At 61.5% G+C, this 12,294-nt stretch carries 22 protein-coding genes; 18 read left to right on the top strand and 4 right to left on the bottom strand.

The window, feature by feature from the left end; genetic code table 11:
* Positions 1-142: 142 nt before the first annotated feature.
* From CFB45_RS07015 to CFB45_RS07020, 3 genes are read right to left on the bottom strand one after another with little or no spacing between them, the layout of a single operon-like run.
* Positions 143-469 (bottom strand): hypothetical protein, encoded by a 327-nt coding sequence (locus tag CFB45_RS07015; protein WP_089425033.1) that lies wholly within the window; start codon positions 467-469, stop codon positions 143-145.
* 31 nt (positions 470-500) lie between these two features.
* A complete protein-coding gene (locus tag CFB45_RS38215) occupies positions 501-821 on the bottom strand; it encodes a hypothetical protein (protein WP_144025170.1) in 321 nt (106 codons plus the stop codon).
* Between the two features lie 8 nt (positions 822-829).
* A complete protein-coding gene (locus CFB45_RS07020) occupies positions 830-1,498 on the bottom strand; it encodes a S24 family peptidase (RefSeq protein WP_144025171.1) in 669 nt (222 codons plus the stop codon).
* A 101-nt stretch (positions 1,499-1,599) separates the two neighbouring features.
* Here CFB45_RS07020 and CFB45_RS07025 point away from each other — a divergent pair, with 101 nt between their 5' ends.
* Positions 1,600-1,848 (top strand): transcriptional regulator, encoded by a 249-nt coding sequence (locus CFB45_RS07025; RefSeq protein WP_089425035.1) that lies wholly within the window; start codon positions 1,600-1,602, stop codon positions 1,846-1,848.
* Between the two features lie 114 nt (positions 1,849-1,962).
* Here CFB45_RS07025 and CFB45_RS07030 read toward each other — a convergent pair whose 3' ends face one another.
* The gene (locus CFB45_RS07030; protein WP_089425036.1) at positions 1,963-2,262 is read right to left on the bottom strand and encodes a hypothetical protein; all 300 of its coding nucleotides are present in this window, start codon (positions 2,260-2,262) and stop codon (positions 1,963-1,965) included.
* 149 nt (positions 2,263-2,411) lie between these two features.
* Here CFB45_RS07030 and CFB45_RS07035 point away from each other — a divergent pair, with 149 nt between their 5' ends.
* From CFB45_RS07035 to CFB45_RS07110, 17 genes are all read left to right on the top strand, one after another.
* On the top strand, positions 2,412-2,789 hold the full coding sequence (locus tag CFB45_RS07035) for a hypothetical protein (RefSeq protein WP_089425037.1): 378 nt from the start codon (positions 2,412-2,414) through the stop codon (positions 2,787-2,789).
* Positions 2,790-2,935: 146 nt separating this feature from the next.
* Positions 2,936-3,259: a hypothetical protein gene (locus CFB45_RS07040; protein WP_144025172.1), complete on the top strand. Its 324-nt coding sequence runs from the start codon at positions 2,936-2,938 to the stop codon at positions 3,257-3,259.
* Positions 3,260-3,313: 54 nt separating this feature from the next.
* Positions 3,314-4,483, top strand: coding sequence for a hypothetical protein (locus CFB45_RS38220; protein WP_144025173.1), 1,170 nt, complete (start codon positions 3,314-3,316; stop codon positions 4,481-4,483).
* Positions 4,480-4,749 carry a hypothetical protein gene (locus tag CFB45_RS07050; protein WP_089425040.1) on the top strand — a complete coding sequence of 90 codons (270 nt, stop codon included), beginning with the start codon at positions 4,480-4,482 and terminating at the stop codon, positions 4,747-4,749. Before CFB45_RS38220 ends, CFB45_RS07050 begins: the two co-directional genes overlap by 4 nt.
* Positions 4,746-5,219: a hypothetical protein gene (locus CFB45_RS07055; protein ID WP_089425041.1), complete on the top strand. Its 474-nt coding sequence runs from the start codon at positions 4,746-4,748 to the stop codon at positions 5,217-5,219. Before CFB45_RS07050 ends, CFB45_RS07055 begins: the two co-directional genes overlap by 4 nt.
* Positions 5,216-5,422, top strand: a complete 207-nt coding sequence (locus tag CFB45_RS39800; RefSeq protein WP_089425042.1) for a Lar family restriction alleviation protein — start codon at positions 5,216-5,218, stop codon at positions 5,420-5,422. Before CFB45_RS07055 ends, CFB45_RS39800 begins: the two co-directional genes overlap by 4 nt.
* The gene (locus tag CFB45_RS07065; RefSeq protein WP_089425043.1) at positions 5,419-5,910 is read left to right on the top strand and encodes a hypothetical protein; all 492 of its coding nucleotides are present in this window, start codon (positions 5,419-5,421) and stop codon (positions 5,908-5,910) included. The genes CFB45_RS39800 and CFB45_RS07065 overlap by 4 nt, the downstream gene beginning before the upstream one ends.
* Positions 5,907-6,194: a hypothetical protein gene (locus CFB45_RS07070; RefSeq protein WP_089425044.1), complete on the top strand. Its 288-nt coding sequence runs from the start codon at positions 5,907-5,909 to the stop codon at positions 6,192-6,194. Before CFB45_RS07065 ends, CFB45_RS07070 begins: the two co-directional genes overlap by 4 nt.
* Positions 6,191-6,472: a hypothetical protein gene (locus CFB45_RS07075; protein WP_089425045.1), complete on the top strand. Its 282-nt coding sequence runs from the start codon at positions 6,191-6,193 to the stop codon at positions 6,470-6,472. Before CFB45_RS07070 ends, CFB45_RS07075 begins: the two co-directional genes overlap by 4 nt.
* Complete coding sequence (locus CFB45_RS07080; RefSeq protein ID WP_089425046.1) at positions 6,469-6,837, top strand: Gp49 family protein; 369 nt, start codon at positions 6,469-6,471, stop codon at positions 6,835-6,837. Before CFB45_RS07075 ends, CFB45_RS07080 begins: the two co-directional genes overlap by 4 nt.
* 75 nt (positions 6,838-6,912) lie before the next feature.
* Positions 6,913-7,293, top strand: coding sequence for a hypothetical protein (locus CFB45_RS07085; RefSeq protein WP_089425047.1), 381 nt, complete (start codon positions 6,913-6,915; stop codon positions 7,291-7,293).
* Between the two features lie 95 nt (positions 7,294-7,388).
* Complete coding sequence (locus tag CFB45_RS07090) at positions 7,389-7,673, top strand: hypothetical protein (RefSeq protein WP_218828869.1); 285 nt, start codon at positions 7,389-7,391, stop codon at positions 7,671-7,673.
* A 130-nt stretch (positions 7,674-7,803) separates the two neighbouring features.
* On the top strand, positions 7,804-8,229 hold the full coding sequence (locus tag CFB45_RS38225; RefSeq protein ID WP_144025174.1) for a hypothetical protein: 426 nt from the start codon (positions 7,804-7,806) through the stop codon (positions 8,227-8,229).
* A complete protein-coding gene (locus CFB45_RS07095; protein WP_089425049.1) occupies positions 8,226-8,459 on the top strand; it encodes a hypothetical protein in 234 nt (77 codons plus the stop codon). Before CFB45_RS38225 ends, CFB45_RS07095 begins: the two co-directional genes overlap by 4 nt.
* Positions 8,460-8,461: 2 nt before the next feature.
* Positions 8,462-8,833: a hypothetical protein gene (locus CFB45_RS07100; RefSeq protein ID WP_089425050.1), complete on the top strand. Its 372-nt coding sequence runs from the start codon at positions 8,462-8,464 to the stop codon at positions 8,831-8,833.
* Positions 8,830-10,065 carry a PBSX family phage terminase large subunit gene (locus CFB45_RS07105; RefSeq protein ID WP_089425051.1) on the top strand — a complete coding sequence of 412 codons (1,236 nt, stop codon included), beginning with the start codon at positions 8,830-8,832 and terminating at the stop codon, positions 10,063-10,065. Before CFB45_RS07100 ends, CFB45_RS07105 begins: the two co-directional genes overlap by 4 nt.
* Positions 10,066-10,187: 122 nt before the next feature.
* Positions 10,188-12,293, top strand: a complete 2,106-nt coding sequence (locus CFB45_RS07110) for a portal protein (protein WP_089425052.1) — start codon at positions 10,188-10,190, stop codon at positions 12,291-12,293.
* Position 12,294: the final 1 nt, after the last annotated feature.

Raw genomic sequence — 12,294 nt, forward strand, 5'->3', positions numbered from 1 at the left:
AGGTGACGTTGAGACCAGTTTATTGAACGCTAAACTACATGTCAAGCAAAGACTAAACCTTTTTTGCTAAACCTCCGCTTAACGGGCGTAGTGAGGGCAAAAAAAATCCCGCCGGAGCGGGACGATCAGGATGCTTGTCGCGTCAGTTGCAATACGTCTGCGCCCCGATTTGTTGGCAGGTTTTGCCGTTCGAGTAGTAGGTCGAATTGCCTATCTGTTGAGCCGTGACGCCATTGCTGTAGTAGGTGTTGTTCCCTATCTGCTGCGCAGTCTGACCATTGCTCCAATAGGTCGTATTTCCGATCTGCTGAGCGGTTTGGCCGTTGCTGTAATATGCCTGGTTGTTGATGACTTGGGCGGTTTCGCCGTTTTGGTAGTAGCGAATGCTGCCGATATCCTGATAGCTCTGCTGGGCGCATGCGATGCTGCTTGTGGCTATAAGGCTGACTGCAAATAGATGCTTGATCATGTCATTCCCCGGTTTGAGTGGTTTTGAGAAGTTAATTTGCTGCCTGTGAAACAGCCTTCCGCAATGCCACGCAGCTTGGGTCAAAGCGGGCGCCGAAGGCCGGCCCGCTGCAGAAGTTCAGCATGTCAGTCAGGGCGTCCACAGCCGCATCATGTGCGACGAGCCTGAAGTGCTCGTCTTCCGTCAGGCAGTCTCCACTTGCATTTTTGTACTTGCAAGTAATGTTTCGCTCAATCCAAGAACTGATTCCTGCACGAGATTCCAAGGCACTACATCCCTTGAATGCTGCGCCGAAGACCACAATCATGACGATCCACATGGCGGCATCACTCATCCCCGATTTTAGAGACATGCCATCTCCTATAGTCTATTGTCGTTCCAAACCGCGCGACCTATGATCGCCGTGCGGTCATCCGGCGGAAGAATCTTGTCGGGATGTGCGGTCTTGTCAGGGTTGTCGCTTCGCATGATCCAGACGTGAGCCCCTATGGTCGGATGATAGTCAAACACAAGCCGCTTCAACACCAGCCCGCCATCAGGCGTACAGATTGCATATACCTTTCCGTCTCGCGGTTCCCGGTCGGCCAAATTGAGGAGCACGACGCATCCGTCCTGAATATTTGGGGACATACTTCCTCCGGACGCGTAGATGATCCGTGCCGACTTTTCTGGCACACCAAAGTCGCGCAGGCTTGATCTCTTGAAAGCTAGGCCGCCTTTCACAACGACGTGATCAACGAACTTTCCATCTCCACACGCAGCCGAAACATCGAGCTGCGGAACAAGGGAGAATTCTTCATCAGTCGGCTCGCGGACGCTCTCAGATTCGACTGATTCTTCGATTGGCCGGTCGAGATAAAGGGGTTCCATCCCGTAGTCGCGCTCCAGCCGGCGCGCGGCTCGCTCTCCAAATGACGCCTTTCCCTTCGTGCTCATCAGCTGCGAAAGGTAGCTCTTTTCCTCCTGCGGGAGGGTTCGATTGGCAAACCAGAGCCGCAAACGCGCTCGGCGAATATCTGCGATTTCCATGAGTGAAAGTTTGATTAGCATGGGCTAAACAAGCAAATACTTGACCTTTGGGTTTAGTATTTATTAAACTTAGGGCGTACAACCATCCACCCGGGCTATGTATGGACCTGAAGACTTACCTCTCATCGCTCGAGCGAGGCGGGGCATCAAAGCTCGCAGACGAGATCGGCGTATCTGCTTCATTCCTTTCTCAGATGGCGTCCGGAGCCTCGTCGATCTCGCCCGCGCGTTGCGTTCTGATCGAGAAAGCGACTGGAGCTGCAGTTTCTCGACGAGACCTGCGCCCCGACGACTGGCAAGACATTTGGCCTGAGCTCGTCGCTAACCAATCCGCCCAGGTGGCCGCATGAGCACGCGCCCTGACATCGAGCGCGTGCGGGCGCGCCGTCGTGCGCGCGACGCACGCAAATCTCGACACGTGGCCCCGACGAACGCACTGACGCGCGCGCTTGCCGGACTGGCAGTCAAAGAATCCGAAGTTCCGCAGCCGACGAGTCCTGCGCTTCCGCGATCCACGCCAGTAGGTGCAACGGAATGGTGGCCGCAGCAATGGCTGCCGGCGCCGGTGTGGATTCCGGCTCCGGCACGAAGTGAAGAAGCCCAAACGCCGTGGTTTCTACCGACGTACATCGGATAAGCAGGAACTCGTCGTTGCCCGGTTCGCCGATGGGGAGCACGACAGGATTGGTTCGATCGGCGTTGAGCGTTTTTAGCAGTGCGTGGATGGATTGATCGTTCCGCACGGCAACGAAGTATTTGGTCATAGGGGCTTCCTTTCATGAAATGGATTGATGACGTTGGCGTGGCAGCCGGAATCGATTCTGACATGGCTGGAAGCTCCTCCCTTTCGCGTGGCGCTTGTCGCCATTTTTCATCGCCGCGATTGATAACCACCGATAGCGATCGATAGAACATGAAATCAGCCAACATCAATGCCGGCGCTAGCCAGCTCACGCTGGACTTCGAGCCGGGCCTCATCGAGCGCTATCGCAACGTACGTGAATGTGTGGCGCAAGGTATCTACCAACGCGGATTGAAGCGCATCGCTATCGATCTGGACCAGGCGCCGGGCAATCTCAGCGCCCAGCTTGCTGACGACACGCAGCGTCATTTCTCGCTGGACAGCTTCGAGCGATATCTCGATGTCAGCGGCGATATGACGCCGCTGTACTACCTCTGCGAGAAATTCCTCGGCGATCGCCGTAATACGAAGCAGGCCGCGCTTGAGCAGATTCAGGCGCTCGGCCCGGAGTTGCTCGATCTGCTGAAGAAAGCGGGAATCGCAGGGTGAAGGGAATAACCATGATCGAACTCATCATCGATTTCTGGATGGCAGGCGTCATCTCCGTCGCCTTCGGCGCGTGCTGGAGGTGGGCATGAACGACCTCCCGAATCCTCTCACCCCGGCGGATTGCGAACCCGGTGTGCAGCTGTCGTATGATCGACTTTCACGTTGGGCAGCCGGTGGCCACCGGTGCGCCATTTTTGCCTGCCGGATGGCGCGCGCCCAACCCTTTAACCGGGCGGGCGAGAGCGACAGGTATGGAACAAGAACATCACCAAGACGATGGAAATGTCGAGCTGGTCATCGAGCATCGGCCTTCGATTCAGGTGTTTCGCAATCGAGCCGGTTCAGTCACCGTCAGCGTGACCTCGATCAGCGAGAGTCTGGAGCATGTGACTTCGGACAGCGTCGCAATTCCTCTGGAATGCTGCGAGGAAGTCGGCAACGCATTGATCGCGCTCGCGAACAAGCGGTAGCGCTTTCCTGCCGCCCGTTCGGTGCGGCAGTCTTCGTGCGGATGGGGTGCTGACATGGCCCGCATCCGCACCATCAAGCCCGAATTCTGGACCTCCGAGCAGGTTCTCGAGCTGTCGCGCGACGCGCGGCTGCTCTTCATCGGCATGTGGAACTTCTGCGACGACGGCGGCAACCATCCGGCGAGCGCGAAAACATTGAAGGCCGAAGTGCTGCCCGCCGACGACGTTTCTGCCTCGGTCGTCATGCAGTGGGTTGACGAGCTCATCGAGCAGGGGCTGCTTTCCGAGTACGAGGCCGACGGAAAGGAGTTCTGGCACGTCACCGGATGGCATCACCAGCGCATCGACCAACCGACTCTGCGTCACCCGCGAGGTGACGCGGTGACGCAAGGTGACGCAGGTGACGCCGCGTCACCCAAAAGACTGGGTGGAAAACAACGCCAACTGCTCCTGAAGAAATTGCGCGACCGAGACGGTGACACGTGTCACCAGTGTGGTGACGCGCAAGGTGACACGCTTCTTCGCGTCACCGACGAAGCGGCCGAAAACCCGCATGATGTAAGGAATTACCGCCTTATCTGCAAGGCTTGCAAGCGCAAAAACGCGTCAGGTGACGCAAAGGTGACGCAAGGTGACGCGAGGTACGTCGCTGGTGACTCGACTACGGAAGGTAGAGTAGGGGAAGGGAATGGAGTGGAGTCTATCTCTACTCAAGTAGAGCAGCAGCAAGAATCAACCGTAGAAGGCGCGTCACCTGTCGAAGGTGACGCGGTGACACGCGGTGACGCGGTGACGCATCCGGCGCCATCAGCGGCAGTGCATGTGCCTGACGGCTCTACCTCGGTTTCGAGAGCGATCGAAATCGCCGTCTACCTTCGGCAGCGAGGCGTGGCCGGAGCGAACAGCGTGAACCCGAACATCGCTGCATGGGGCGACGACGTCCGCGTGACGAACGAAATCCTCGACGCTGCGATCTCGAAGGCGCGTGTCAGCCTCAAGGGCAAACCGCTTGGTCCAAACTATCTCGCCACGATCATCCCCGATCTGCTGAATCCGGCGCCGGCTCAGCCGAAGCGCGAGGACAACGCGTGGAAGCGCACGCCGGCCGGGATCGAGCGCAAGGCATCCGAACTCGGCATCCTCTGCCCGCCGGGCCGCGATCACGGCTGGTTGCTCGAGAAGTGCGAGGCTGAGCTTCGCAACCGCGCGCAGGTGCCGGCATGAGCGCTTTCTTCGAAGATATCAACGATCGCCTGCAGCGAATCGGCACGGAGGCGCTCGCTCTCCGCACGCTCGAACTGTCGATGGTCGCCCGGATCGCGGCGGCTCCGATGTCCGACGAAGATCGCGCGGAATGGGAGGAGCTTCTCCGTGAGCGCCGCGAGTACGTTGCCAGCAAGATCGACGAGGTGATGTCGCTGCTGAACATCCGGCCGATCAACACGCTTGAGGGACTTCGGCTTGACCGCGCGCGGAGGCTTCGTAGATGAGCGACATCAACGGACAAGCTTGGGGCATGTGCGCCGCGTTCGGCTGCCCTCTGCTCGGCTCGGTAGGCTCAGACGGCAAGTGGTACTGCTTTTGCCACGCAGGCCGCCCGAGCGGCTCGAACGACGCCATCACGCTGACGTTGCGCGAGCACATGCCGATCGTCGAATCGACACTTTCGATCCGGCGTCACTTCGGTTCGTTTCGCGACGATCCGAACGGTTATCGGGCGATCCAACGGGCATTGACGGAACACGGTCGCCCCGACTTGCTGCTCGGGAAGGCTGACGAATCGCCGCACAAGCCCGGCAAGCCGATCGTGCGAATGTGGCTCGCGCGCCTTGAGCGCGAATTGATCTCGCTTACTGGCGGCTCTGGAAATCGCGGGGATGGACCATCGGGAATCGTGCCGACGGCGCCTGTCATCGGGCCTACGCACGCACTGCAGCACTACACGGAGATAGAGCAATGAACGCATCCACTACGCCCGCGCGCGAGCTGCTGCCGTGCCCGTTTTGCGGCTTGAAAGCGCGCCTGTTCCCGATGTGGACAGACGGTTTTGCGGTCGCATGCCTCCATTGCGAGGCCGAAGGGCCGATGCGGCGCACTCAACCCGAGGCGGTCGAGGCATGGAATCAACGCGCGAACCTTCCGGCCCGAAAGGAGGGCGCATGACGATCATCATCGGCTGCGACCCTGGTCTCACGGGCGCGATCACGTTCCTTGACGCCAGCGGCGACCTCCTTTCGGTCGAAGACCTCCCGACATGCCCGATCCCGACTGCCGGCCCGAAGGCGCGCGTCAAACGCAAGCTCGACGCCCGCGCGCTGCGCGAGATCCTGCGTCGCGGCGTTCCCGCTGACGAGCGCGCGATCTTCGCGATGGAGGACATGCAGCTGCTCGGCGGTTCATCGGTGCAGACCATGGGGGCGCTGGCGCATACGCGGGGTATCTTGGAGGCTGTCGCGATCCTCTGCGACATGCGCATGGAGTACGTGACACCGCAGCGCTGGAAGCGCTTCTATGGGCTTGGCGCGGACAAGGCGCAGTGCTTGGATGCTGCGCGGCGGCTGTACCCGCATGCGCCGCTGGCCCGGGCGAAGGACCACAACCGTGCCGAGAGCGTGCTGATCGCGCGCTGGGCGCAGAGGAACCTGACGTGAGCGTCATACGCCTCATTAAACGCTTCTTCGCGCCCCCTGAGCCGAACTTTGCCGAGCGCATGGCCCCGACTCTCGCGAGGATCGATGCGCTGCTGATCCAGATTCGAATCGCCGAGGCGCGGTATCAGCGACGGTTGGCCGCTGACATTCCGCATATCGATTGGCACCGCGGGCTGTATCGCTGCGTGGGTCGCGGCGCGGACTGCAAAGGGCAATCCGCCGTGCTCGCGTTCGAAGCGTGGGAGCGGCGCGTGCTGAAGCGAAAAGAGTGGGGAGATCGATGAACCTCCCTCAACGCGCCGACCGGCCGACGCTCAACGCGTTCCAGCTCGCCTGCAACCTGACCCGCGACCCGCTGTTCCGCGAGTGGGTAGGCGGCTTCGTCAACGGCGATCCGGTGTCGGTCGACGAGGCGGCGCAGTTCATCCGCGCGGTATGCAAGGTCGAGTCGAGGCGCGAGCTCGCGACCGATACGCACGCGATCGATCGCTTTCACCATTTCCTGCGCCGGCCGTTCATCGACTGGCGCGACAACCAGCAGCACCAACGGAGGGCAGCATGAACATGGCAACCCAGCAGGTCACGCACGGCGACGACGAAACGATCGAGCAGGAGATTCAGCGCAAGGGCAAAACGGCCCCGCGCGTGACGCCGGCTGACATCGAGGCGGCGATCGCCAGTGAAGTCTCATTCGTCGTGGGCAATGTCATCAAGGACTGCCCGATCAGCGAAAGCACGAAACTGCTCACGATCTGCGTTCTCACGCTGCGCAACGGCTTCACGGTGACGGGCGAGAGCGCATGTGCATCGCCCGAGAACTTCGATGCCGAGATCGGTCGCAAGGTGGCACGTGCGAACGCGATACAGAAGATCTGGCCGCTCGAGGGCTATCTGCTGAAGCAACGCCTGCACGACGTCGCGAAGTGAGCACCACGCTACGCCGATGCGCACTCGGCCGCTGGCTCCTGCGACACGGGCGCTTTATCTCACGCCGGAGCCTGCATGATCACCAACGACGAAATCGACGACCTGCTCGAAGACTGGTACGACTGGCAGGATTCGTATCGACCGAAGCTCGGCTATGGCGGCGCCGATCCTGCGTGCCGCGAATATCGGGCTGGCTGGCGCGAATCCTCGGATCTGGCTGAAGCGGCCGATATGCGCGCACGCAAGGCAGTCTGCGAGGCCGTTGATGCATGCGTGTCGCGTCTTGATCTGCGTGGCCGCGTGGCGATTCAGACGGAAATGCGCAACCGGTTCAGCGGAGCGCGCTCGTGGTCATCGATTCGGCTGCAATCTCCGCTGCCCAACGAGTACGCACGGGCGAAGGATCTGCTGCGTCCGATGTTCAAGGCGCGTGATCTGGTCGAGACGGCGCAATGAATCCCACTTGTAAACCCGATAGCAGCAGCCTATAATCCGCGCCGTGGGGGAGTCGTTCGCCCTCAGAAAACCGAATTCAGCACCCGAAAGCCCGCTTGGCATCAGCCAGCGGGCTTTTTGCTTTGGAGCACGCCATGGCGACGATGAGCACGAAGAAGCGCGACAAGCTGCCGGCAAAGGCGTTTGCGGGCCCGGACCAGTCGTATCCGGTCAACGATCGCGCTCACGCGGCGAACGCCAAGGCGCGCGCGTCGCAGGCCGTCAACGCCGGCCGCATGTCCCCGAGCGAGAAGTCGAAAATCGACGCCAAGGCCGACAGGGTGCTCGGCGAGTCCCCGAAGCGCGGCGAGCGCACGGCCAAGCACAAGGCCAAGAAGTGATTCTTCCGCAAGCCGTGAGTGCGCGAACCGCGGCAGCTGTCGACGTATTGGAAGCCAGTGGTCTCCGCCGGATTCCGGAACTCGTGCTGGCGACGGGCGGCAGCAATCCTATCAACGAACGGAGCATGACATGGACGAACTGAATGCAGCACCGAGCAGCACCGAGCCGAGCTCCACCCTCCAAATCGAGACGAGGCAATACGCCGACGGCTCGAGCGCGACCGGCGTCGCGCCGCTTCCCGACGTTTCCACGACCGGTGCGCCGGCCATCGCGCAGGAGGCTGGCGCGGCCGCAGGGGGGGAGTTTGCCCCGACCATTGGGCCTGCGTCGGACTCGCTTGTTGCAGCGGGTGCCGTAAGCCAGGATGCGCCTGCTGCAGATTCCATGGCATCCGCTGACGCGCCGGCAGTCGGCGGCGGCGTCGATGCCCCGTCGCACCTCCTGCTGCTCGATGCGATGCTCGCCGAGATCGAGCGCAAGATCGCCGCCGGCATTCACACGTTCGCGCACGAGGTCACCGCGGCGCGCGATCACCTGGCGAAGCTGCTGCCATGAAGATCAAGAAGCCCGGTCTGAACATGAGCGCGCACGTCGTCGATCTGACGTGTCCCCTGTGCCTGACGGAATTCGAGGCTTCGGCCGATCCGAAGGCAGGTGAGGCGCATGTCTACGACGGCGGCGATGTTCCGATGCCCGGCGAGACGCGGCAGCTCCGCGCGATCTGCACGTGCCCGAACTGCGGCGCACAGGCCGATCAGGCGGTGCATCTGCGTCAGATTTCCTGACCATGGCCAACCCGACCAAGTTCAAGCCCGAGTTCGTCGAGCTCGCTCGGAACTACTGCCTGCTCGGCGCGACCGATGTCGAGCTCGCGCGCTTCTTTGGCACGACCGATCGCACGATCCGCACGTGGAAGCAGCAGCATCCGGAGTTCGCGGAGGCGCTCGAGCAGGCGAAGGAAGTCGCCGACGCGCAGGTGGTCGGGGCGCTCTACACGAATGCGCTCGCCGGCAACGTGACGGCTCAGATTTTCTGGCTGAAGAACCGGCAGCCGGGCAAGTGGCGCGACAAAGTCGACCATGAGCACGCCGGCAAGGACGGCGGCGCCATCCAGTTCCAGCGCGTCGAGCGTCGCATCATCGATCCGAAATCGGAATGACCATCCTCGAAATCCAGACGCCGCGGGTATTTGCTCCGCTGCTCGCTCCTGCGCGCTACAAAGGCGCGCACGGCGGCCGTGGATCGGGCAAGTCGCACTTCTTCGGTGAGCTGTGGCTCGAGGAAAACGTCTCGGACAAGTACGACTTCGTCTGCCTACGCGAGACGCTGAAATCGCTCGAGTTCTCAGTGAAGAAGCTGCTCGAGGCGAAGATCGTCGCGTTCAACGCTGGCGACTATTTCGAGGTGCAGGACCGTCGCATCATGTCGCGCAGCGGTGGCGTCACGATTTTCGAGGGCATGCAGAACCACACGGCCGACTCCATCAAGTCGCTGGAGGGCTTCGATCGGGCCTGGTTCGAGGAGGCGCAGAACGCGTCCGAGAAAAGCCTCACGCTGCTCCGTCCGACGATCCGTAAGCCCGGTTCGCAACTCTGGTTCGGGTGGAACCCGAGCAAGCCGACCGATCCGATCGACGTCCTGTTGCGCGGCGCCGAGCCGCCCCCGGATTCGATTGTCGTCGAGGCGAACTTCATGGACAACCCATGGCTGCCGCGCGAGCTCCATGAGGAAATGGAGTACGACAAGCGCCGCGACCCGGACAAATACGCGCACGTGTGGCTCGGCGGCTATCAGCAGCGCAGCGAGGCGCGCGTGTTCAAGAACTGGCGCGTCGAGGAATTCGAGCGGCCCGAGGGCACGATCTTCCGCCTCGGCGCCGACTGGGGCTTCGCGAGCGATCCGTCGGTGCTGATCCGCTGCGACATCGACGGGAACCGCCTGTACGTCGACTACGAGGCATATCAGGTCGGCTGCGAGATCGTGAACCTGCCCGAACTGTTCATGGCCGTTCCGGAGGCCGAGAAGTGGCCGATTACGGCCGATTCGGCGCGTCCGGAGACGATCAGCCACATGCAAAAGCACGGCTTTCCGAAGATCCGTGCCGCGATCAAGGGCGCGAAGTCGCTCGAGGAAGGCGTCGAGTTCCTGAATTCGTTCGACATCATCGTGCATCCGCGGTGCAAGCACCTGATCGATGAGCTGACGCTCTACAAGTACAAGGAAGACAAGCTGACCGGCGCCGTGCTCCCGATCCTTGAGGACAAGGACAACCACGTGATCGACGCGCTGCGCTATGCCTGCGAAGGTGCGCGTCGAGCCGCGAAGCCCGCGAAGTCTAAACAACCCGTCGTGCGCCGGTCCGTGATGGGCGGTGGCGCTTGGATGAGCTGACATGAAAATGACTTTGACTGAAAAGATCTGCGTAGCGCTGATACTCGTCGTGGCTTTTCCCGTCGCGATTGTGAGCGCAGCTCTCAAGTGGGCATTCATCGCGAAGCACTGGTAAAAAGCCAATGGCACGCAAAAAGCAGGAAGATCCGAGCTCGAAGATCGTCGCAGAGGCGAAGGAGCGCTTTGAGCGCTGCCAGGAGTTCGAGTCGGAGTTCCGCCAGCGCTTCATCGAAGATCTGCGCTTTTCGAACGGCGACGCGGACAACGGTTGGCAGTGGCCCGACCAGATCCGCACCACGCGCGAGGGCGATGCGCGCCCGTGCCTGACGATCAACAAGGTGCGCCAGCACAACCTGCAGATCATCAACGACGCGAAGCAGAACAAGCCTAGCGTAAAGACGCTGCCGGTCGACGGCGAGGCCGACATCGAGATCGCGAAGATCCTCGACGGCATTGTGCGGCACATCGAGTACAACTCGCACGCCGAGATCGTCTATGACACGGCGACCGAGTTCGCGGTGCAAGGCGGCCTCGGCTACTGGCGTGTCGTCTGCGAGTACGCGCACGACGGCTCGTTCGATCAGGAAATCTTCCTGCGGCGGGTGAAAGACCCGCTGACGATCTATCTCGATCCGGACATCGAGTCGGCGGACGGCTCCGACGCGAAATTCGCATTCGTGTTCGAGGAAATGGCGAAGGCAGAGTTCGAGGCGCGCTATCCGAGCGAGGAAGCGCAGAGCGTCGTATTCGGCGACGACACGCAGAGCGACGGCTGGATCAGCAAGAACAAGATCCGCGTGTGCGAGTACTTCCGCAAGACGGCGAAGCTCGACAAGCTGGTGAATCACCCGGTGCGCGGCCCGGTGCGTTTGTCTGAAATCGAGGATGCCGACGAGCGCGCCGCGATCGAGAAAGACGCGTCGATCCAGAAGCGCGAGATCACCGAGCCGCAGATCACCTGGTATCTGATTGCCGGCGACAAGATCATCGACGAGAAGCCGTGGGCCGGCCGCTATATCCCGATCGTGCGCGTGGTGGGCGAGGAAATCGTCATCAACGGCAAGGTCGAGCGCAAGGGCCATACGCGGAACCTGAAAGACGCGCAGCGCATGTACAACTACATGTCATCGGCTAACGTCGAGTACATCGCGCTGCAGACGAAGACGCCGTTCGTCGGGCCGGCCGAAGCATTCGAGGGCTATGAGTCCGAATGGGCGAACGCGAACAAGGACAATCTGCCGTACCTGCCGTACAACTCGCACGACGAAGCTGGAAACCCGATTGATCGTCCGCAGCGCGAGCAGCCGCCCGTCGGCGCGAATGCGTACCTGACCGGCATGCAGAACGCGCAGCAGGAATTGATGATGGCCTCGGGCCAGTATCAGGAGCAGTTCGGGCAGCCGTCGAACGCGCAGGCCGGCGTGGCGATCCAGGCGCGGCAGCGGCAGGGCGACCGCGCGACGTACCACTTCATCGACAACGTGGCGCGCGCGATTCGCTATACGGGCCGTGTGCTGATCGACCTGATTCCGAAGATCTACGACACGAAGCGCGTTGTGCGCATCGTGGGAGAGGACGGCACTGAGACATTCGCGACGGTCGATCCGGATCAGCAGCAGCCGTTGCAGCAAGCGCCGCATCCGACGATCGCCGATGAAGTGCAGATGATCTTCAATCCGGGCATCGGCCGCTATGACGTGACCGTCGAGGTGGGCCCGAACTACGAGACGCGCCGGCAGGAAGCGTTCAATGCGCTCACGCAGATCATGGGCCAGGATCAGGAGCTGATGAAGGTGGCCGGCGACTTGCTGTTCAAAGCGGCAGACTTCCCGATGGCCGATGAGGTCGCGGAACGCCTGCACCGCACGATTCCGCCGCAGATCCTCGGCGAAGGCCCGAGTCCGCAAGAACAGGACATGCAGCAGAAGATGACGCAGATGGGCCAGATGATCGAGCACCTGACCGCCGAACTTCAAAACGCGCGGCAGGGGAAGGATGCACAGGAAACGAACATCAAGGCATACGACGCGGAAACCAAACGCTTCGCGGCCTTGGGTCAACCGCTCGACCCGCAGATCGTTGCGCACGTCGCGACCCAGGTCGTGATGCAGATGATGGGAACCGGCGCGCCGGAAGGCGCACCACCTCCGACGCCCGACCAGATGCAACAGCCACCCCAGAACCCGCCGAGTGCGGGTTTTTTTACGCCCGCACCTCAAGGACAGTGAC

It is taken from the genome of Burkholderia sp. HI2500, assembly GCF_002223055.1.
Taxonomy (GTDB): domain Bacteria; phylum Pseudomonadota; class Gammaproteobacteria; order Burkholderiales; family Burkholderiaceae; genus Burkholderia.